The sequence below is a fragment of the Photobacterium nomapromontoriensis genome (assembly GCF_050336815.1).
Taxonomy (GTDB): Bacteria; Pseudomonadota; Gammaproteobacteria; order Enterobacterales; family Vibrionaceae; genus Photobacterium; species Photobacterium nomapromontoriensis.
The window spans coordinates 1-21,418 of the sequence record NZ_JAKJSL010000043.1 but is presented as its reverse complement, the minus strand read 5'-3'; the positions used below and the strand labels follow the sequence as shown (position 1 = coordinate 21,418).

The 21,418-nt window shown below is 49.9% G+C and carries 21 protein-coding genes and 1 pseudogene; 15 read left to right on the top strand and 7 right to left on the bottom strand.

All coding sequences use genetic code 11. The annotated features are described in order from the left end of the window. Window positions 1-207 precede the first annotated feature (207 nt). From acs to L4D12_RS18170, 10 genes are all read left to right on the top strand, one after another. Entirely contained in the window at window positions 208-2,157 is a 1,950-nt protein-coding gene (gene acs, locus L4D12_RS18215; protein WP_428449255.1) for an acetate--CoA ligase, read from the top strand. A 373-nt stretch (window positions 2,158-2,530) separates the two neighbouring features. Then, on the top strand, window positions 2,531-2,986 hold the full coding sequence (gene aroQ / locus L4D12_RS18210; RefSeq protein ID WP_428449254.1) for a type II 3-dehydroquinate dehydratase: 456 nt from the start codon (window positions 2,531-2,533) through the stop codon (window positions 2,984-2,986). 19 nt (window positions 2,987-3,005) lie between these two features. After that, window positions 3,006-3,470, top strand: a complete 465-nt coding sequence (gene accB / locus L4D12_RS18205; protein ID WP_428449253.1) for an acetyl-CoA carboxylase biotin carboxyl carrier protein — start codon at window positions 3,006-3,008, stop codon at window positions 3,468-3,470. Window positions 3,471-3,482: 12 nt separating this feature from the next. After that, on the top strand, window positions 3,483-4,826 hold the full coding sequence (gene accC, locus L4D12_RS18200) for an acetyl-CoA carboxylase biotin carboxylase subunit (RefSeq protein ID WP_428449252.1): 1,344 nt from the start codon (window positions 3,483-3,485) through the stop codon (window positions 4,824-4,826). A gap of 189 nt (window positions 4,827-5,015) precedes the next feature. Beyond that, the gene (locus L4D12_RS18195) at window positions 5,016-5,297 is read left to right on the top strand and encodes a YhdT family protein (RefSeq protein WP_428449251.1); all 282 of its coding nucleotides are present in this window, start codon (window positions 5,016-5,018) and stop codon (window positions 5,295-5,297) included. After that, the gene (gene panF / locus L4D12_RS18190) at window positions 5,290-6,747 is read left to right on the top strand and encodes a sodium/pantothenate symporter (RefSeq protein ID WP_428449250.1); all 1,458 of its coding nucleotides are present in this window, start codon (window positions 5,290-5,292) and stop codon (window positions 6,745-6,747) included. Before L4D12_RS18195 ends, panF begins: the two co-directional genes overlap by 8 nt. A gap of 118 nt (window positions 6,748-6,865) precedes the next feature. After that, window positions 6,866-7,750 carry a 50S ribosomal protein L11 methyltransferase gene (gene prmA, locus L4D12_RS18185; RefSeq protein WP_428449249.1) on the top strand — a complete coding sequence of 295 codons (885 nt, stop codon included), beginning with the start codon at window positions 6,866-6,868 and terminating at the stop codon, window positions 7,748-7,750. Window positions 7,751-7,913: 163 nt separating this feature from the next. Then, window positions 7,914-8,879, top strand: a complete 966-nt coding sequence (gene dusB / locus L4D12_RS18180) for a tRNA dihydrouridine synthase DusB (protein ID WP_428449309.1) — start codon at window positions 7,914-7,916, stop codon at window positions 8,877-8,879. A gap of 22 nt (window positions 8,880-8,901) precedes the next feature. Beyond that, window positions 8,902-9,198: a DNA-binding transcriptional regulator Fis gene (gene fis / locus L4D12_RS18175; RefSeq protein WP_005372656.1), complete on the top strand. Its 297-nt coding sequence runs from the start codon at window positions 8,902-8,904 to the stop codon at window positions 9,196-9,198. Between the two features lie 172 nt (window positions 9,199-9,370). Beyond that, a complete protein-coding gene (locus tag L4D12_RS18170) occupies window positions 9,371-9,901 on the top strand; it encodes a fasciclin domain-containing protein (RefSeq protein ID WP_428449248.1) in 531 nt (176 codons plus the stop codon). A gap of 118 nt (window positions 9,902-10,019) precedes the next feature. Here L4D12_RS18170 and ppnP read toward each other — a convergent pair whose 3' ends face one another. Then, entirely contained in the window at window positions 10,020-10,301 is a 282-nt protein-coding gene (ppnP, locus tag L4D12_RS18165) for a pyrimidine/purine nucleoside phosphorylase (RefSeq protein WP_428449247.1), read from the bottom strand. 101 nt (window positions 10,302-10,402) lie between these two features. Next, window positions 10,403-10,864, bottom strand: coding sequence for a Zn(2+)-responsive transcriptional regulator (gene zntR, locus L4D12_RS18160; RefSeq protein ID WP_428449246.1), 462 nt, complete (start codon window positions 10,862-10,864; stop codon window positions 10,403-10,405). A gap of 231 nt (window positions 10,865-11,095) precedes the next feature. Here zntR and purH point away from each other — a divergent pair, with 231 nt between their 5' ends. Both purH and purD read left to right on the top strand, forming a co-directional pair. Then, the gene (purH, locus tag L4D12_RS18155; RefSeq protein ID WP_428449245.1) at window positions 11,096-12,688 is read left to right on the top strand and encodes a bifunctional phosphoribosylaminoimidazolecarboxamide formyltransferase/IMP cyclohydrolase; all 1,593 of its coding nucleotides are present in this window, start codon (window positions 11,096-11,098) and stop codon (window positions 12,686-12,688) included. 375 nt (window positions 12,689-13,063) lie between these two features. Next, a complete protein-coding gene (purD, locus tag L4D12_RS18150) occupies window positions 13,064-14,356 on the top strand; it encodes a phosphoribosylamine--glycine ligase (protein WP_428449244.1) in 1,293 nt (430 codons plus the stop codon). 70 nt (window positions 14,357-14,426) lie between these two features. Here the strand turns inward: purD and L4D12_RS18145 are convergent, their stop codons facing one another. After that, window positions 14,427-15,125: a DUF1481 domain-containing protein gene (locus tag L4D12_RS18145; protein WP_428449243.1), complete on the bottom strand. Its 699-nt coding sequence runs from the start codon at window positions 15,123-15,125 to the stop codon at window positions 14,427-14,429. A gap of 40 nt (window positions 15,126-15,165) precedes the next feature. Continuing rightward, window positions 15,166-15,438 carry a nucleoid-associated protein HU-alpha gene (hupA, locus tag L4D12_RS18140; protein ID WP_428449242.1) on the bottom strand — a complete coding sequence of 91 codons (273 nt, stop codon included), beginning with the start codon at window positions 15,436-15,438 and terminating at the stop codon, window positions 15,166-15,168. 228 nt (window positions 15,439-15,666) lie between these two features. Between hupA and L4D12_RS18135 the strand changes: the two genes are divergently transcribed. Continuing rightward, the gene (locus L4D12_RS18135) at window positions 15,667-16,722 is read left to right on the top strand and encodes a CNNM domain-containing protein (protein ID WP_428449241.1); all 1,056 of its coding nucleotides are present in this window, start codon (window positions 15,667-15,669) and stop codon (window positions 16,720-16,722) included. Window positions 16,723-16,793: 71 nt separating this feature from the next. Here L4D12_RS18135 and brnQ read toward each other — a convergent pair whose 3' ends face one another. Together brnQ and L4D12_RS18125 are read right to left on the bottom strand one after the other, a co-directional pair. Further along, complete coding sequence (brnQ, locus tag L4D12_RS18130) at window positions 16,794-18,104, bottom strand: branched-chain amino acid transport system II carrier protein (RefSeq protein WP_428449240.1); 1,311 nt, start codon at window positions 18,102-18,104, stop codon at window positions 16,794-16,796. A gap of 539 nt (window positions 18,105-18,643) precedes the next feature. After that, window positions 18,644-19,231 (bottom strand): YjaG family protein, encoded by a 588-nt coding sequence (locus L4D12_RS18125; protein ID WP_428449239.1) that lies wholly within the window; start codon window positions 19,229-19,231, stop codon window positions 18,644-18,646. Window positions 19,232-19,315: 84 nt separating this feature from the next. Here L4D12_RS18125 and L4D12_RS18120 point away from each other — a divergent pair, with 84 nt between their 5' ends. Together L4D12_RS18120 and L4D12_RS18115 are read left to right on the top strand one after the other, a co-directional pair. Next, window positions 19,316-20,227 carry a D-2-hydroxyacid dehydrogenase gene (locus L4D12_RS18120; protein ID WP_428449238.1) on the top strand — a complete coding sequence of 304 codons (912 nt, stop codon included), beginning with the start codon at window positions 19,316-19,318 and terminating at the stop codon, window positions 20,225-20,227. A gap of 19 nt (window positions 20,228-20,246) precedes the next feature. After that, window positions 20,247-20,861: a uracil-DNA glycosylase family protein gene (locus L4D12_RS18115; protein WP_428449237.1), complete on the top strand. Its 615-nt coding sequence runs from the start codon at window positions 20,247-20,249 to the stop codon at window positions 20,859-20,861. 332 nt (window positions 20,862-21,193) lie between these two features. Here L4D12_RS18115 and L4D12_RS18110 read toward each other — a convergent pair. Next, window positions 21,194-21,418 (bottom strand): annotated as a pseudogene (locus L4D12_RS18110) (group II intron reverse transcriptase/maturase); the annotation flags it as partial.

Here is a 21,418-nt window from a genome sequence, read left to right as displayed (position 1 = left end):
GAGCGTAAAAAATCCGACCCAAGTGCAAAAAATTCATTGCAAACACAATGCAACAGCAAGGTGGCACGCCCATTTTTACCTATCTCATCCTAAAGTCTAATTGAGACTGACGGCGAACTAGCGGAAGTTAACAACTAGACAACATCATCCAGCACACCAGAGAATCCGGTCCAGAATGGACAGTGACGGAACACAAGGAGAATAAGAATGAGTGAGGTTCATGTGTATCCAGTAAATCAGGACATTGCAGCCAGCGCCCACATCACCGACGAGCAATACCGTGAAATGTACCAACAGTCAGTGATCAACCCTGAAGGTTTCTGGCGCGAGCACGGCCAGATTGTTGACTGGATCAAGCCCTTTTCCAACGTCAAGAACACCTCATTTGATACCGGTCACGTCAATGTTGAATGGTTTAATGACGGCACGCTGAATGTCTCTGTCAACTGTATTGACCGCCATCTTGCGACCCGCGGTGATCAGCCCGCGATTATCTGGGAAGGCGACGATCCCAATGATGATGCAACCTTGACCTACAACGAACTACACGAACAAGTGGGTAAATTTGCCAATGCGCTAAAAAGTCAGGGCGTACGCAAAGGCGATGTGGTTTGCCTCTATATGCCCATGGTAGCCGAAGCGGCTGTTGCCATGTTGGCTTGTACCCGCATTGGCGCCATTCACACAATCGTCTTTGGGGGGTTTTCACCGGAAGCACTGGCAGGTCGTATTATTGACTCTAACGCCAAAGTGGTGATCACCGCAGATGAAGGCGTGCGCGGCGGTCGAGCCGTCCCACTAAAAAAGAACGTCGATGATGCGATCGCCAATGACGCGGTGACCAGTATCGAAAAAGTGCTAGTGCTAAAACGTACCGGTGGGGATGTTGAATGGAACAGTGATCGGGATGTCTGGTGGCATGAAGCCACAGCCGTTGCCTCTGCGCACTGCCAGCCAGAAGAAATGAATGCCGAGGATCCCCTGTTTATCCTCTATACCTCCGGTTCAACCGGAAAACCCAAAGGGGTACTACACACCACCGGCGGTTATCTAGTCTATGCGACGATGACCTTTAAATATGTTTTTGACTATCAAGAGGGCGATATCTACTGGTGTACCGCCGATGTTGGCTGGATCACGGGTCACAGCTATCTGGTTTATGGTCCGCTCGCCAACGGAGCAACCACCCTGCTATTCGAAGGGGTGCCTAACTACCCCTCCACTAGCAGGATGAGTGAGGTGGTCGATAAGCATCAGGTTAATATTCTCTACACGGCGCCCACCGCGATCCGCGCCCTGATGGCGAAAGGTAATGAAGCAATAGCCGGCACTAGCCGCTCATCACTACGCATAATGGGATCGGTCGGCGAACCCATCAACCCCGAAGCTTGGGAATGGTATCACCGTACCATTGGTGATGGCCGCTGCCCGATAGTTGACACGTGGTGGCAAACCGAAACCGGCGGCATTCTGATCACCCCGCTTCCCGGCGCAACCGCGCTAAAACCCGGATCTGCCACCCGCCCATTCTTTGGTGTCCAGCCCGCGCTGGTCGATAATATGGGCAATATTCTCGACGATGCCACCGACGGTAACCTGGTAATAATCGACTCTTGGCCAGGGCAAATGCGTACCCTATGGGGCGATCACGAGCGGTTTGAACAAACCTATTTCTCAACGTTCCAAGGCATGTATTTTACTGGTGACGGCGCTCGCCGCGATGAAGACGGCTACTATTGGATTACAGGCCGTGTCGACGATGTATTGAACATCTCTGGCCACCGGATGGGAACAGCAGAAATAGAGTCAGCGCTGGTCGCATTCGATAAAATAGCCGAAGCCGCGATTGTGGGCGTTCCGCACGATATTAAAGGTCAGGCTATCTATGCCTACATCACCCTTAATGACGGTGAAATCCCCAGTGCGGAATTGCATAAAGAAGTTAAAGACTGGGTGCGCAAGGAAATTGGTCCTATCGCAACACCAGACTTCCTGCATTGGACTGATGCATTGCCGAAAACCCGATCAGGCAAAATCATGCGCCGGATCTTGCGCAAAATCGCCACCGGCGATACCGCAACTCTGGGTGACACCTCAACCTTAGCCGACCCAAGTGTGGTGGATAAGCTGATCGCAGAGAAACAAAAAGTGCTATAACACCACAGTATTACCAACTTTTTGCAACTTATTGCAAATCAAAAGCCGCCTCTGTGCGGCTTTTTTGAACAACGACCAAAATGCATGGAATCATCCCTAACCGCGATTGTCTGAACCATAAAGGTCAAGCATTGTCAGTGATTAACCCTCTTTTCTGCCTGGCAAGGCATTTCCTCATAATCATCACGGCTTACACGTGTTCAGATTAAAAAGCGCTGATTAGACCAGTATTTTGCTGCGATTTGCGGTGAAGTCTCTATAATTGCTCATCAAACATGTTTTGGCAGTTAAAATCGGAACACAGGGAAGCAACGCAGCAGGCTTCTGCACGTTGTTAGAGTAAAACCTCAAAAATAAGTGATATTACGTCAAGATGTCGACCGTTCAACGCATTTTACTGATCAATGGCCCGAACCTGAACCTGTTAGGTTTACGGGAGCCTGGGCACTATGGCCAGCAGTCTCTGGCTCAAATCGTGACGCATTTAACTGCCAAAGCAACTGAATTAGGTGTGACGCTAGACCACATTCAATCAAACGCAGAGCATGAGCTTATTGATGTTATCCACTCGGCCTATGGCAACGTTGATTTCATCATAATTAATCCGGCCGCCTTTACGCATACCAGCGTAGCTATCCGTGATGCTCTGCTAGGGGTCAGTATCCCATTTATCGAAGTGCATCTATCAAACGTCCATGCCCGTGAACCATTCCGCCATCACTCCTACCTGTCAGATAAAGCTGTTGGGGTGATCTGTGGCCTGGGTCCGGAAGGTTATGAATTCGCCCTGCACGCTGCGGTACGCCGCTTGCAAGCAGACGCCAACTGAACATATAAGAGAAGAATAAATGGATATTCGTAAAATCAAAAAACTGATTGAGCTAGTTGAAGAATCTGGTATTGCTGAGCTAGAAATTTCAGAAGGTGAAGAATCCGTACGCATCAGCCGTGCTGTTGTTGCCCCTGTTGCAGCACAACCACAAATGTTCGCTGCGCCAACCCCTGTTGCCGCTCCTGCACCTATCGCAGCGCCTGTGGCTGAAGCACCAGTCGCAACCACCACGCCTTCGACTCCAGCTGGCCATCAAGTTCTTTCTCCTATGGTCGGTAGCTTCTACCGTGCGCCAAGCCCTGAAGCAAAATCATTTATTGAAGTGGGTCAGACAGTCAACGTCGGTGACACATTATGCATCGTTGAAGCGATGAAAATGATGAACCAAATCGAATCAGACAAAGCCGGTACTGTTGTCGCTATTCTGGCCGAAGACGGTGATGCCGTTGAGTATGATCAGCCACTCGTTATCATCGAATAACCAGGACGCGTTATGTTAGATAAAATTGTCATTGCCAACCGAGGCGAAATTGCGCTGCGTATCTTACGCGCATGCAAAGAACTCGGCATCAAAACGGTTGCTGTGCATTCAACAGCTGACCGCGATTTGAAACATGTCCTGCTGGCCGATGAGTCAATCTGTATCGGTCCAGCCAAAAGTGCTGAAAGCTACTTGAATATTCCGCGTATTATCAGTGCAGCGGAAATCACTGGCGCCGTTGCTATTCACCCTGGTTACGGCTTTCTATCAGAGAATGCTGACTTTGCCGAGCAGGTAGAGCGTTCAGGTTTTATTTTTGTCGGCCCAAAAGCGGAAACCATCCGCATTATGGGCGACAAAGTGGCCGCTATCAATGCAATGAAAAAAGCGGGCGTACCTTGTGTACCTGGCTCTGACGGCCCCTTGGATGACGACGAAGCAAAAAACAAAGCTTTCGCCAAACGCATCGGCTATCCAGTGATCATCAAGGCATCAGGTGGCGGCGGTGGCCGTGGTATGCGGGTTGTACGTAATGAGTCTGAGTTGATCAATGCCATTGCCATGACCCGCGCAGAAGCTAAAGCGGCCTTTAGTAATGACATGGTTTACATGGAGAAATACCTAGAAAACCCTCGTCATATCGAAGTGCAAGTATTGGCTGATGGTCAAGGTGGCGCGATCCACCTTGGTGAGCGTGATTGTTCAATGCAGCGTCGTCACCAGAAAGTGGTTGAAGAAGCACCGGCTCCGGGCATCACTGAAGAAATGCGTAAGTACATCGGTGAGCGCTGTACCCGTGCATGTCTGGAAATTAACTACCGCGGTGCTGGTACGTTTGAATTCTTGTATGAAAACGGTGAGTTCTACTTCATTGAAATGAACACCCGTATTCAGGTTGAACACCCTGTGACCGAGATGGTCACCGGCGTTGACCTGATCAAAGAGCAATTGCGTATCGCTGCCGGTCAACCACTGTCATTCACTCAGGATGACATCAAGATCAAAGGCCATGCGGTAGAGTGTCGTATCAACGCCGAAGATCCTGAGCGTTTCCTACCATGTCCGGGTAAAATCACTCGCTTCCACCCACCAGGTGGCATGGGTGTGCGTTGGGAGTCTCATATCTATGCAGGCTACACCGTACCACCGCATTATGACTCTATGATCGGCAAGCTCATCACTTACGGTGAAAACCGCGATGTGGCGATTGCGCGCATGAAAAACGCCTTGAGCGAAATGATCATCGACGGCATCAAAACCAATGTGCCGCTGCAAAAAGAGATCATGGCAGACGAAAACTTCCAGCACGGTGGCGCGAATATCCACTATTTGGAAAAAAAACTCGGCCTGCAATAAGCCGCGATTCATCCGCAAAACAAAAGGCTGCCTCGGCGGCCTTTTTTATTTCCATTATCGGCAGATTACTGTCGTTCTAGCGATCCCCGCCAACTTTTGCCACAATACCCCCCCTTTATTTGTGTGAAGAATAAGCAACCTGCTCAGGTTATCCTGCTAGCGGGATGCTCATCAACCGGAAACAACACCATGAAAACGCTGACTGCGCGCTATCAGCAGGCCCATAAAGAAGCCAAATGGGCCATCGCCCTGGCCTTGGCCTACTTCGCCTGGTGGTATATATCTGCCTATGCTTTTGCGCCGGCAGGTATTGAACAAACCCTGCCGACCCTCTACTGGGGATTTCCCTTGTGGTTCCTGCTTGCCTGCATTATTGGCCCCATTGTCTTTACCCTGCTCTGTGCCCTGATGGTGAGATATTGCTATCAAGACATGTCGCTGGAAATCGAACCGGAGACCAACGATGAATAGCCAACTCATTATTCCGCTAATCCTTTACCTTATGGCTGTTTTCGCACTGGCTCTCTACTCTCGTCGCCATCGTGATAGCAGCACGGGGTTTCTTAACGAATACTTAGTCGGTAGCCGCAGTATGGGTGGCTTTGTGCTAGCCATGACACTCGCCGCGACCTATGCCAGTGCCAGTTCATTCATTGGCGGTCCCGGCGCCGCTTACAAAATGGGCTTAGGCTGGGTGTTACTGGCGATGATCCAACTACCTGCTGCGTGGTTAACGCTGGGGGTACTGGGTAAAAAGTTTGCCATCGAAGCCCGTCGCCATAATGCGCTGACATTGAATGATATTTTATATGCCCGTTATAAAAATCGCGGCGTCGTTATTTTTGCCTCACTGGCCTTACTGCTCGCCTTCTTCGGTACCATGGTGGTGCAATTTGTCGGGGGGGCACGCCTGCTGCAAACGGTCACAGGATTGTCGTATAACCACGGCTTAATGTTGTTTGCAATCACTGTCGGGCTCTACACCACCATTGGTGGATTCCGCGCAGTGGTCATGACCGATACCGTGCAAGGGATCATGATGATCATCGGCACCATTGCCCTGCTGATTGGGATCATCCATGCTGGCGGCAGTGTCGGTGAGATGATCACTAAACTGCATGACATCGATCCTGCACTGATCACCCCGTTTGGACCCGATAATTTCCTCAGCCAGCCGTTTATGCTCAGCTTCTGGGTACTGGTTTGCTTTGGTGTGATAGGTTTACCCCACGCCGCTGTTCGCTGTATGTCGTATAAATCCAGCGGCTCGCTACATAAAGGGATGGTGGTCAGCACGGCGATGGTGGCAATTCTGATGCTCGGAATGCATCTCGCGGGCGCATTGGGCCGAGCTATCATTCCGGATATTGCCAGTCCGGATCAAATCATGCCGACCTTAATGATGACGGTACTACCGCCGGCTATCGCCGGAGTGTTCCTCGCCGGTCCCATGGCTGCCATTATGTCCACCATCGACTCCCAGCTAATTCAAGCCTCCGCAACGCTGATTAAGGATTTGTATATCAACTACATCAATCCACGAGCAGCAGAAGGCCCAGAGGCAGAAAGCCGTCTACCGAAGCTGTCGCTGTGGGTTACGGGTATTTTTTCTTTACTGGTTTTTGTCGCGGCAACCAACCCTCCCGATATGATCATCTGGCTTAACCTGCTGGCTTTTGGTGGCTTACAAGCCGTGTTCCTGTGGCCGCTGGTGTTAGGCCTGTACTGGAAAAAGGCCTCTGCCACTGGCGCATTTGCCTCTATGATCTGCGGCCTGAGTTGCTACATTGCCCTGTCTGTGGTCAAACCGGATCTGGGTGGCGTTCACGCAATTATCCCAACACTGGTTATCGGCCTGATCAGTTTTATCACTGGCAGCCTCATCAAACCAGTACCGGCGCAACCGCTGCCACAGATTTAAATTCCCCAAAAAACCATCATCAGATAGCACCTTCGGGTGCTATCTTTTTTTATACTGTCTAAAATTCATGCTAGACTCCGCCCCCTTGAACCGTAGCTAACCGAAAAGCGAATAAACCATGCCTTGGATTCAAATCAAACTCAACGCGAATGCAGAAAATGCTGAAGCTCTTGGCGACATGCTGATGGAAGAGACTGGTGCAGTATCTGTTACCTTTCTCGATGCGCAGGACACACCGGTTTTCGAACCATTGCCAGGTGAAACCCGCCTCTGGGGTGATACTGATGTTGTCGGCCTGTATGATGCAGAAACCGATATGAAGTTCGTGTTAGACATGCTGAAAAACAGCCCACTGCTAGCTGCTGACTTTGCCTATAAAGTTGAGCAACTGGAAGACAAGGACTGGGAACGCGAGTGGATGGACAACTTCCACCCAATGCAATTTGGCCGCCGCCTGTGGATCTGTCCAAGCTGGCGTGAAGTGCCAGAACCGGATGCTGTCAACGTGATGCTCGACCCTGGTCTGGCTTTCGGTACCGGTACTCACCCAACAACATCACTATGCCTTGAGTGGCTTGACGGCCAAGATTTAACCGGCAAAACCGTCATTGATTTCGGTTGTGGCTCTGGCATTTTGGCGATTGCCGCGATCAAACTAGGCGCAGCTAAAGTGATCGGTATCGATATCGATCCACAAGCGATTCTCGCTTCTCGCGATAACGCAGAACGTAACGGCGTGGCTGAGCAGCTTGAGCTATTCTTGCCTCAGGATCAGCCAGAAGGGATCCAAGCTGACGTAGTGGTTGCTAACATCCTTGCCGGTCCATTACGTGAGCTGTCACCCGTGATCAAGAGCCTCGTCAAAGAGAATGGTCTACTGGCAATTTCTGGTGTACTAGAAAGCCAAGCCGAAGACGTTGCGACCTACTACAGTGATGAGCTGCAGCTAGACCCAACAGCAGTACGCGAAGAATGGTGCCGCATTGCCGGACGCAAGGCATAAACCACCTTGCAATAAATCGTTTTTTCTGCTTGAAAAATAGCCAATCGATTGAAAATCATACAGTTTTGTAATCCAAAATCGAAATGCTCAATTATTGGCCTTTTCACAAAGAGAAAAAATGCGTAAAATGCGCGCCCTTACTGGCATAGTCAGGAATAGACGTTTGAAGATCGGTCCTTATCAACTAAATAACCAGCTGATAGTTGCACCCATGGCAGGTGTGACCGATCGGCCATTCCGCGAATTGTGTCTGCGCTACGGTGCAGGCATGGCTGTCAGCGAAATGATGTCGTCAAATCCAGACCTGTGGAAAACCGCCAAATCCCAGAACCGTATGGTGCATGAAGGCGAGTCCGGGATCCGTTCGGTGCAAATTGCTGGTGCAGATCCTAAACTGATGGCTGAAGCAGCACAGTTCAGTGTTGAAAACGGTGCGCAAATCATCGATATCAACATGGGCTGCCCTGCAAAAAAGGTCAACAAACGCCTGGCAGGCTCTGCCCTGCTGCAGTACCCGCATTTAATCGAAGACATTCTTCGTACCGTGGTGGATGCTGTTGATGTACCGGTTACGCTGAAAACGCGTACCGGCTGGGATCTTGATAACCGAAACTGCGTTGATATTGCCAAGCTTGCCGAACAGTGCGGTATCCAAGCGTTAGCTCTGCATGGCAGAACTAAAGCCTGTATGTACAAAGGCGAAGCAGAATACGACTACATCAAGACTGTGAAAAAAGCGATCTCGATTCCGGTGATTGCGAACGGTGATATCGACTCGCCGGAAAAGGCCCGCTTTGTACTGGATTACACCGGTGCCGATGGCTTGATGATTGGCCGCCCAGCACAGGGTCGGCCGTGGATTTTTCAGGAAATCCACCACTATTTAACAACTGGCGAACACCTGCCGGCCCCATCCATGGATGAAGTCGGTGGCATTATGCTAGGGCACATTCAGGAGCTACACCGTTTCTACGGCGAATACCTGGGCCTGCGTATCGCACGCAAGCATGTGTCCTGGTACTTGAAAGAGCATGCCCCTGCAGGGAGCTTCCGCCAGACCTTCAACGCTATCGAGAACGCCCAACAGCAACTCGATGCGCTGCAAGGCTACTTCGAAAACGTTGCATAAATACGAGAAGAGCTAACAGAATATGTTCGAACAAAATCTGACTTCCGAAGCATTAACAGTAACAACTGTAACTTCACAAGACCAAATTACACAGAAGCCACTACGTGACTCTGTTAAAGCGTCGCTAAAAAACTACCTGGCTCAGTTAAACGGTCAGGAAGTCGATGATCTGTACGAGCTAGTGCTAGCTGAAGTTGAACAGCCACTACTAGACACCATCATGCAGTACACTCGTGGTAACCAAACACGCGCTGCAACCATGATGGGTATCAACCGTGGTACGCTTCGCAAGAAGCTTAAGAAATACGGCATGAACTAAGCATTATTGCTTAATTCTGCGAACAAAAAGGCCTGCATTATTGTGCAGGCCTTTTTGTTTATCTCAGTCTCAAGATCAGTCCTCATCACAAGTGAACCATACTGCCTATCTGTACGTATTCTCTTTTGGTTAGCTTACCTAGAGCCATCCATACACACAGAAGAGGTAATCCTTGATGAATCAGATGTTACGTATCCTTTCACTCTCACTCACAGCGCTGCTACTCTCGATCACTCAACTGGCTTGGGCCGATCACCACGAAGGGGACAGCAAAGCCGCACAAGCAGAAAAAAATCTCGTTCAGGTCGCAGCCAATAACGATGATTTCCAAACGCTAGTCATGGCGATTAAAGCTGCTGATTTAGCGGAGGTGCTGGAAGGCAAAGGGCCATATACTATTTTAGCCCCGACCGATGAGGCTTTTGCTAAGCTCCCCGAAGGCACCTTAGCAGCCCTGCTTAAACCCGAAAATAAAGAAAAACTACAAGCCATTTTGACTTACCATGTATTGCCCGGGGCAATTTCATCTAAAGAAGTCACCAAACTAAAATTGCCTACGACAGTACAGGGCGAGCCAATCACCATTACCGAAACGGATGATGGGGTAATGGTCAACGATGCAAAAGTGATCACGGCTGACATCCCTGCGAGCAATGGCATCATCCATGTGATTGATACTGTGCTTATCCCACCGCAGTCATAACGAGGGTCAGCCACCAAGGGGCGTTCACAGTGAATGACCCCTATGATAAATACAGGCCTAAAAAAAGCTTCGTCAATGCGAAGCTTTTTTATGTCTAACGTTCGCATCAACAATATAACTACAAGTAATCACACAGATACGCTGTCGACTCAGACACTTTCAAATCAAACGATGAATCGCCAGGTACTTCAAAGTCATCACCGGCGTAGTAGGTTTCCCACTCAATATGGCCGGGCAATTTTACTGTCAGCGCCCCTTTTACTACCGTCATGCGTTCCGGAGCGGCTGTTCCAAAGGTGTATTCTCCTGGGGCCATTACGCCGACACTGGCACGATCACCTGAGGTTTCAAAGCCCAGTGATTTCACCTGACCATCGAAGTATTCGTTCACTTTTAACATGACTTTCCCTATCAATAACAATCTAATAGATTGAAGCTATCACAACTCTCTCGTGCGCCCAATAGAATTTATGGCAAAACAGCACACCACGCACAACGTGCTCACAAGTGGGAATGACCCCGGCAGCACCCGGATGCTAAATGTTCCGTATCCGTACTCTCCTCATCCCCCAGCGCCTCGAGGATCGAACAGTGGCTGGCATCATCATCGGCATGGCCACAGCACGCATCATTAATCTTTTTCAACGCGACTCGGATCCGTTTTAACTCAGCCATTTTACGGTCGACATCGTCTAACTTGGCCTGAGTGATCGCTTTTACTTCGGCACAGCTATGCTGACTCGCCTCCAGCCGGATATCCAGTAACTCACGGATCTCATCCAGACTCAGACCCACAGCCTTGGCCCGAAGAATAAAACGAATACGTGACAGATCGTCATCGCTATACAGACGATAGCCACTGTCACTGCGCCCAGAGGGTACCAACAGCCCGTTCTTTTCATAGAACCGCAATGTGTCGCTACTGACCTCACAGCGCTTTGCCAGTTGTCCGATCAAATACATACCCAGCCCTTTCCTTCGTTGAAACACAAACCACAAAAAGCAAACGTTTGCGCGTTATCAGAATTAATGTAAAATATGCCGGATAGATCACAATCGTAACTCGGTTACTGCGATCCCATTTAGGCACACCCTGTATCTTCGATTCTAGCCGAGGGTATTTACCAAAAGCCAGCCCACTTTACTACTGGCTTTTGGCAAATATTCCCCCGTGTATAACAAGAGATGGTAGCAATGGAAAACGCTCGTCCTATCCGCCGTGCGCTTATTAGCGTGTCAGATAAAACAGGTATTGTTGAATTCGCCCAAGCTCTGGCTGAGCGAGGTGTCGATATCCTCTCCACTGGTGGTACTGCACGCCTGCTTGCCGAGCAAGGCATTGCGGTTACTGAAGTGTCCGATCACACAGGCTTCCCTGAGATGATGGATGGCCGGGTCAAAACCCTACACCCGAAAATACACGGTGGGGTTCTTGGCCGCCGCGGTACCGACGATACCGTGATGGCTGAGCACGACATTACCCCTATCGACATGGTGGTGGTGAATCTCTATCCTTTTGCGGCAACCGTCGCCAATCCAGATTGCACCTTGGCAGACGCGGTCGAAAATATCGATATCGGTGGCCCGACTATGGTGCGTTCAGCCGCAAAGAACCACAAAGACGTGGCCATTGTGGTTAATGCGCATGATTATGATCGCGTTCTGACCGAGATGGCCGCTCACGATGGCTCCCTCACTCTCACTACTCGCTTTGATCTGGCTATCGCTGCATTCGAACACACTGCCGCTTATGACGGCATGATCGCGAACTACTTCGGCACCATGGTGCCAAGCTATGGTGACAACAAAGAAGGTGACGAAGAGAGTCAATTCCCGCGCACTTTCAACCAGCAGTTCGAGAAAAAACAGGATATGCGTTACGGTGAGAACAGCCACCAAGCTGCTGCTTTCTACGTCGAGAGCAATCCGGAAGAAGCGTCGGTGGCTACCGCTCACCAAATCCAAGGTAAGGCGCTGTCTTACAATAATATCGCTGACACTGACGCCGCGCTTGAGTGCGTCAAAGAGTTCGATCAGCCAGCCTGTGTGATCGTCAAGCATGCTAACCCCTGTGGCGTTGCACTGGGGAAAGACATCTTCGAAGCCTATACCCGCGCCTACCAAACCGATCCAACATCGGCATTCGGTGGCATCATTGCATTCAACCAAGAGCTGGATGCAGCCACGGCCTCTGCCATTGTTGAGCGTCAGTTTGTTGAAGTCATCATTGCTCCATCAGTTTCAAAAGAAGCACAAGACGTAGTTGCCGCGAAGAAAAATGTTCGCCTGCTTGAGTGTGGCACATGGTCTAGCAAAACCACTGGATTTGATATGAAGCGCGTCAATGGCGGGCTATTGGTACAAGACCGCGATCAGGGCATGGTTTCTGCGGATGATCTGACCGTTGTGTCAAAGCGTCAGCCAACAGATACAGAGCTAAACGATGCGCTGTTCTGCTGGAAAGTGGCGAAATACGTTAAATCTAACGCCATTGTTTACGCCAAAGGTGACATGACCATCGGTGTCGGCGCAGGCCAGATGAGCCGCGTCTACTCGGCCAAGATTGCAGGGATCAAAGCGGCTGATGAAGGCCTGCAAGTGGAAGGTTGCGTAATGGCCTCTGACGCCTTCTTCCCGTTCCGTGATGGCATTGATGCCGCCGCTGAAGCAGGCATTAAGTGTGTGATCCAACCGGGCGGCTCGATGCGTGACCAGGAAGTGATTGATGCAGCCGACGAGCATGGCATGGCGATGATCTTTACGGGCATGCGCCATTTCCGTCACTAACTCTCTCGTTATCATTGGGGCGATAACTGTGTTGACTACGCTCGCTTACCCTAATCACATAGCGAGCTATGCTCATAGGGATAAGCTCCCTTGTCGCCTTGTTCGCGGCCCCAATGATTTAGAGAGTACTTACTCTTAGTTTGACTAAGTGGCGTTGTTAATGAGTTCTACCTAGCCACTGCACCAACTACTTTGAGAAAAGATTCATCACTTTTGATAAAACCAGATCTACGTTTTATCAAACAATTTTAATTTGAAATACGTTAGAGCAAGTCAGTACCTCGAGTTCTAGGAAAACGCGCGCAGTTGATGCCCATCAATGAGTACTTTTGACACCGAAATCGAGCCACTGACGCCGCTATAAAGGATTGCAAAATGGATGTATTGATTATTGGTGCCGGCGGTCGTGAACATGCTTTAGGCTGGAAAGCCGCCCAGAACCCTAACGTTGAAACGGTTTTCGTCGCACCGGGTAATGCCGGAACGGCACTGGAACCTAAATTGGAAAACGTCAATATTGGCGTGGAAGACATTACCGCTCTCGTTGCCTTTGCCAAAGAGAAGCAAATTGAGCTGACCATTGTTGGCCCAGAGGCGCCGTTGGTGATCGGTGTCGTTGACGCCTTCCGTGCGGCGGGACTGCCTATTTTTGGGCCGACCCAAGCGGCAGCACAACTTGAAGGTTCAAAAGCGTTTACTAAAGACTTTCTGGCTCGCCACAACATCCCAACAGGCGCCTATGCTAACTTCACGGAAATCGACCCTGCGTTAGCATACGTCAAAGCGCAAGGTGCGCCGATTGTCGTTAAAGCCGACGGTCTAGCTGCCGGTAAGGGCGTTATCGTCGCTATGACCCTTGAGGAGGCTGAAAACGCCATCAAAGACATGCTGGCGGGCAATGCCTTTGGCGAAGCAGGCAATCGCGTTGTGATTGAGGAGTTCCTGGAAGGCGAAGAAGCCAGTTTTATCGTGATGGTCGATGGCGCTAGCGTACTGCCGATGGCCACCAGCCAGGATCACAAACGCGTGGGCGATAAAGATACCGGCCCTAACACTGGCGGCATGGGAGCTTACTCACCGGCCCCTGTGGTAACTCCTGAGATCCATGAACGGATATTGGAAGAAGTGATCTACCCGACGGTTCGCGGGATGGACGCCGAAGGTTATCCTTATACGGGCTTCCTCTACGCGGGCCTGATGATTGCCGCAGACGGCACACCGAAAGTGATCGAATATAACTGCCGTTTTGGCGATCCAGAAACCCAGCCCATCATGATGCGCATGGAATCTGATTTAGTTGACCTGTGCCTGATGGCCATTGACGAGAAGCTGGATCAAGCGGAATCGCACTGGGATCCGCGCGCCTCGATTGGCGTGGTACTGGCAGCTGGCGGTTACCCGGCAGATTATGCGAAAGGTGACGTGATTTCGCTGCCACAGATTGAAATTGAAGGTCAGAAAATCTTCCATGCTGGCACGACCACCAATGCAACCGGTGAGACGGTGACCAATGGTGGCCGTGTATTGTGCGCCACCGCACTGGGAAAGACGGTTTCAGAAGCGCAACAACAAGCCTACGCACTCGCTAAACAGGTGAGTTGGAATGGCATGTTCCACCGTAATGATATTGGCTACCGAGCCATTGCCCGCGAGCAACAAGATGCCTAGGTATTGCGAAAACAGAAACGCGCCCTAGGGCGCGTTTTTTATGGGATGGAAAAATACACTCCGTAGACGATTACTCTGGGAGATCCGGCACAACTAGGCAAGTCGCTTGCTGCCTCTTCAACATCAGCAAAGCCTTCGCGTCAAGCGTATTGCGATGCGCCTTTCCTGTGACCACCATAAAAGCTTGCTGCTGTAAAGACTGTAACTGCTGAGCCTGATGCACGGAAAGCGCAGGGCTGAAGGTCACACTTAACGGGCGATTATCGCCACAGCGGTAAAATCGCCCCTGCTCCCAATATCCCTGCACCAAAGAAATATCATCATTGCGCTGCTGCTTGACCACTTCAACCCCGTCTTGGGCATCTTGTTGCAATTGGCGCATCTGAGTATTACTCAATGGGATCACGTCCCCCCCCAGCGTATAGCGTTGGAATACCGCACTGCCTTGAATGTCGTAGCGGACATTCAATGAAAAAGGCTTGAGCTGTAGTTCATCACGCTGCTCACCATGGCGTCGGATCTCTCGAAGCTGACCATCACGCCAACGGTAGTTTGACTGGTAGTAACCGTCATCCCCGACCAACACCGTATCAGCAAGCTTTACAGGACGGTTTTGTTGTGAGGTATACCAATAGAGATAAGTAGAGTTACCGAGGCTCTGGCCGCCGGTATGGGTCAAGACAGGAGTAATATTATTTTCAGGTACCGTGGGCGTAGAAGCACATCCAGCAAGGAGTGAAAGGGTAAATACAGTCAATAAGCGTTTCATGGAAAAACTCCGCCAGATAAGGTACCTGGCGGAGTATAGATTATTTCACTGAGTCTTTCAGTGCTTTACCAGCAACGAATGCAGGAACGTTTGCCGCCGAAATCTGAATTTCCTGACCCGTTTGAGGATTACGGCCAGTACGTGCAGCACGGTGGTTCACTTTGAAAGTACCAAAGCCGATTAGTTGAACCTGGTCACCTTCCTTCAGCGCACTGGTGATGCCCTCTAGTGTAGACTCTAGAGCAATTTTAGCTTGAGCTTTAGAAAGATCCGCTTTTTCAGCGATCAGGTCAATCAGTTGGGTCTTGTTCATTAGGTTTCCCTTCTAAGGTTTTTTCTTAAGACGGGACAACTCTAATTCAAAAGAAGCCCGTGTGGCAAAGGTTTGTCGGCTATCATGTGGTTAGGTGCGGGCTCTTTAACCATAAACTGAGCGCAAGTTCACAAAATGTTACGAATGTGAAAGCTGAAATAGTTGTATTTATTCACTCGTGCACCAATTAATATAGACGTCATTCGATAATAGCTAACCAAGGTAAGCATGATACTCCTTACGATTTACATCGCAGTTGCGATAGGTGTTTCGTTTATTTGCTCGGTACTAGAGGCTGTCCTCCTTAGTATTTCGCCAAGTTATATTGGCACCCTGCGCCAACAGGGCCACCCTGCAGCAGCGCGCCTGACTGCTCTAAAAGACAATATCGATCGCCCATTGGCTTCAATTTTAACGCTTAATACCATTGCCCATACTATTGGTGCGGCTACCGCAGGTGCTCAGGCCACAGTCGTGTTTGGTAGCGAATGGCTTGGCGTATTCTCTGCCGTGCTAACTATAGGTATCCTGCTACTTTCTGAAATCATTCCCAAAACGATTGGTGCAACCTACTGGCGCCAATTGGCACCACTGACAGCAACACTATTACGCTGGATGGTAGTACTACTGATCCCATTAGTCTGGGTCTCAGAGCAAATTACCCGTCGATTATCACGTGGTCATCAGGCTCCGAAACTTCGTGATGAACTGTCTGCAATGGCAATGCTGGCGATAGAATCCGGCGAACTAGCGGAAGGCGAGTCAAAAATCATGACCAACCTGCTCGAGTTCCGTGATGTCAATGTCACCAAAATCATGACACCACGCCCGGTACTGTTCCGTGTCGAAGCCGAACAGCCCATTAATGAGTTCCTATCACAACACAAAGACAGCCCCTTCTCTCGCCCATTGATCTACAGCGAGCAGAAAGACAATATTCTGGGCTTTGTTCACCGCTTAGAACTGTTTGCTGAAAGTCAGGCTGGCCGTGGCCAGAAAGAACTGGGCTCCTTAATGCGTCCGCTGCCTGTTATCATGAATAACGCCAGCGTGCCAAAAGCGTTTGAGCAACTGATGAAAGAACGCTCTCAGCTAGTATTGGTAGTAGATGAATACGGTACAGTCCAGGGGCTGGTAACCATGGAAGATATCTTCGAGCATCTGGTTGGCGAAGAGATTGTCGATGAAGCCGATAAGAACACCGACATGCAGCAGCTGGCTTACCAGCGTTGGGATAAGTGGAAAAAAACCCACGGTGTGATTGAAAGCAAAGACGACGAATAAACATTAACACCGTCCTCTTTTGCAAAAAGGAGCCTGATGGCTCCTTTTTCTTTATCTGTCCCTTTTCACGATTATTGCTGCGTAGCAACATCAGCCGGCGGTGTTTGGCGCAGCATACACCACAGCCATCCCGTCCCCAGTACCATTAACGTTGGCACAACCCAACCTGCATAATATGCATACAGCGGTAAATGCTGCATAAAGAAAGGCTCACTCCCTACCGGCATCATCGCCAGAATATGCAACGCATCAATACCGCCGAAGACCAATGCTGTGACTAAGACAGCCATAACGGAAGATATACTTAACGTCTTACGCAGCGGTGCAAGCAACAGCAAACTGATCGCAATCGGGTGTAACGCCACTACGGCTGGTAATGTGATCGCCAATAATTGATCCAACCCGATATTCGCCACAAGCCCAGCCACCAGCATGGTCGCCCACACGCTGCGCGAGTATGTCACTCGGCTAAATGTTCGACTATAGAATTCACTGCCAGCTGTCGTCACGCCAATAGCCGTGGTCAGGCAAGCCAAGATCATTACCACCCCCAGCAATAACACCCCAAACAGACCAAAATGTGCTGTCGTGAACGCGGTCAGGATATCGCCGCCATTGGTGAACCTCTCCCCTAAATCGGCACTCGTCGCGCCTATATAAGCCAACGCCAGATACACCATGGCCATCGCAACAGCATACATAAAGGCAGCAATTAAGGTGTATTTCGCCGTGGCTTTCGGGCAATTAACTCCCATACTCTTGATCGCTCGGAATATCACCCAGCCAAAGCCGATCGACCCTAATGCGTCCATCGTCATATACCCCTGAGTCAAGCCTTCGGCAAACGCCCCGCTCTGGTAAGGCCCCGTTGCATTTTCCACCGCTACTCCCGGCGAGATAAAGACAACCATCACCATCGCGGCCAAGATAACCAACAGCATCGGGGTCAACCATTTCCCCATCGTATCCACCAGTTTGCCCGGGTACAGCGCAAAAACAATCGCCGCAGTACAGAACACAGCGGTAAATATTGCAAGACCGCTGTCACCGAAAAAGGGCACGACGCTAAATTGGTATGCGACAGTAATGGCGCGCGGGATGACAAAAGCTGGGCCGATAACGATAAAGACCATAATCCAGAAACTGGTTGCGACAGGACGGGGTAAGGCTGCGGTCAGGTTATCAGACCCACGTACCATGGCAACCATCACCAAGGCCAAAGCTGGTAGCCCCACGCCAGTCAGCAAGAACCCTGTCATACCCGCCGCAAAGTGCTCTCCGGCTTGATAGCCTAGAAAAGGGGGGAAGATCAGGTTACCTGCTCCAAGATACATGGCAAAAGTCATGAAGCCTAAAGCGGCAATATTACGGGTGCTTAACATAGTCATCCTCTACAGCAGTCGCTTGGAGGAAGTTGAAAGGTAAAATATCGGAAGAAATTTCGGACCTGTCAGCTTCAACACAAGCTGACAGAAAATAGGTGTGGCCTGTCAGCCCTGAATAAGATCCAGAGAGAGCAGGAGGAGCAGGCTAACAGCAACGGAAGTCAATCCATTGCAAGCGATAAACGGTGTCGTTACCAATCCACGCATGCTCATTCCTCACTAACAGGTAAAATTAAAAGAAAGCGACACGCTTTCTGGTCCGTCTACAGTTATAAACGTCAACCAACACCAAGCACAAGCCGCAAAACAAAATAAGCGTAATACCAGAGTCACACCGCTAAAAACCAGAATCTAACACCAATAAATGGATAAACTAAAGAATATTCCACCAAGCATTACGTTGCACTTCATCTCGATGAACGAACACGGAACAGCTTGTGCGAATACTTTAGCGCAAGACAACAACCACAAACATCCAATCTAAGACATAAAAAAAGAGCCAATCACGGCTCTTTCTCTTCAGTTCATGGAGTGAATTATAATTCAATCCCGATATTGCTGACTGGCTCGTCACGCAGTTCTTTGCGCAGTCCTTTGATCAGTTCAATATCACGTCGCTCTGCTTCTTTCAGTGCGCGGAAGATCGCCCACTGCATATCCCACTCCGCACAGACAGCTTCATTCTCTTTCTGGTTTTCATTGGTGATCTCAACACCCGTTTGGGCATACTCCAAATCAGCCACGGTTTCTGCTGATAGTGAGCTGAGTTTTTCCAGTGTTTCCAGCATCAGATCACGATCAAGCATCGCATGCAGTAGATCAGCCAGCGCCACACAAGCATCAATCGCAGGATGAACAAGATAAAGGTCAAAATCAGCAGCACTTGGCACTAACTCTTCCAGCTTCTCTAGCTGATTTTCAAAGTTAATTTTCGCGCTCTTAACTGTCAGGATTTCCCAAATGCTATCAAGGATAGAGCGGTACTTTTGCGCATCCGCAAAATCTGTTTCTTCACAGAATAAAACATAGTTGGGATACATTCTTTCACAAAGCGATACCATAAAGGTAATGTGTTGCCATGGTTCTAGTTTTTCTAGACGAAGCTGAACTGGGTTCTTTAGCATGGGATTATCTGCAATAGTGATTTGATCCGGATCTTACTTTGATCCCCCGGCTACTTCAATATATGAACAAGGGATATAAAAAGAATGCATAACGTCATGGTTGTCTCTCGTCAGCGGGATTTCTACGAAAGCTTACTGCTTGACGCCACACTGCCTAATTTGAACATTACTGCCGATCCAGCGCAGGCAACCATTATTTTAGCCGATCCTCCCCTTATTCTCCCGTTAATCGACCAATTTCCACGCCTTCACTGGCTTCAATCCACCTTTGCCGGTATTGACGCCTTAATCCAGCCAAACCTGCGACAGGATTACCTTCTGACCAATATCAAAGGCTGCTTTGGCCAGTTGATCAGTGAATACGTCCTTGGCCTGTTGCTGGAGCATACCCGCCACTTTCCTGACTATCACCGACAACAGACACAATGTCAGTGGCACGCTCATCCATACTCCAGCCTAGTAAACAAGCGCATGGTGATCCTCGGCACGGGCAGTATAGGTAGTCACCTTGCTCGCTCTGCTCGGGCATTAGGAATGCACGTCACGGGCGTCAACCGCTCAGGACAAAGCTCAGCCACCGAATTTGACCAAATCTTTGCTATTACCGAGCTTCCCCTCGCCCTATCACTGGCAGATGTTGTGGTATCCACTCTCCCAGCTACAAGGGATACGGATGATTTACTCAATCAGCAAACTCTCAGCCACTGCCGTGACAGCTTGCTATTCAATGTAGGACGAGGCAATGCAGTTTGCGAAAGTGGCCTGCTTCACGCACTTGCTCAGGGAGCAATTCGCCATGCCTTCTTGGATGTCTTTAAACAAGAGCCCTTACCCGCAAACCATCCGTTCTGGCGTCATCCAAGCATCACAATTACCCCACACATCGCGGCAGAAAGCTTTCCAGAGCAAGTCATGGCCATTTTTACCGATAACTACCTACACTGGATCAACAATCAGCCATTGCGCTATACCGTTGACTTCAGCCGTGGCTATTAACATCCTCCGAGGAGGACCGATGCCTCAACCACACGACCAGCAACAACTCGATAACCTCTTAGAACGTATTCGCCACTGCACGATCTGTCAGGATCATCTCCCGCTAGGTCCGCGCCCCGTTATTCAAGCCGCTCACAGCGCCAAGCTGATGATCATCGGTCAGGCGCCCGGTATCCGAGTTCATGAAACAGGGATCCCTTGGAATGACCCCAGTGGCGATCGCCTCCGCCACTGGCTTGAGTTAGATCGTGAGACGTTCTATGATCCACAGCAGATTGCCATTATGCCGATGGGATTGTGCTATCCCGGTAAGGGAAAATCAGGCGATCTTCCGCCACGACCGGAATGTGCTCCGCAATGGCACCCACAGACTCTTCCCCTGCTGCCCAACCTCGGTATGACTCTACTGGTCGGCCAGTATGCCCAGCAGCGCTACCTGAGTGATAAACCCAAAACACTGACCGACACGGTCAGGCAGTGGCGCCAATGGGCACCACGCTATATTCCAATGCCACATCCATCCCCTCGTAATACATTGTGGCTGAAGAAAAACCCATGGTTTGAAGAAGAAGTGGTGCCGTATATCCGTGAGTACGTCCACCAGCAACTAAGAAGCGGAAGAGAAGATTTATAGGAGCGAGGAAAAACAAGAGAAGGGACGAGGGGCGAGGAAGAGCGGAAAAGCAGGTGGTTCTGTGATTCTGCAGGTAGGATTCCAACTGCGAGAAAAAATGACCCTGTAAACTTATCCTTTCTGGTTCTTTCCATAGAACCGTAAGATCGCTCGTCCTAGCAACTCGTACCTTCATACTCGTACCTAACTAGACCAGCTTATCCGTTCTTATTTTTTCCATAGGGGCACAGAATCACAGGGCCGCTCTCTCCGCCCCTTAAAACATCGAGTAGGGTGAGGCGTCGCCGCCTCATCCCTCTCACAGAACCGTACGTACGGACCTCGTATACGGCTCATGTACATTTCCATTCAGCGTAAGTGCTGAACACATGCCCTGTCACAACATGTTCAATATTGACTAAACCAAGTTCATTGAACCATTGATTTGTCATAGCGTAGCTCGATAACGGACTCGCAGAGCTTCTCCAGCCTGTCATTCGTATGTGACTAAACGGCGGTTTATATCCTCGCTGTTTCAATTCTCGATGAAGCTTACTTGGCTTCTTCCAGAGCTTGAG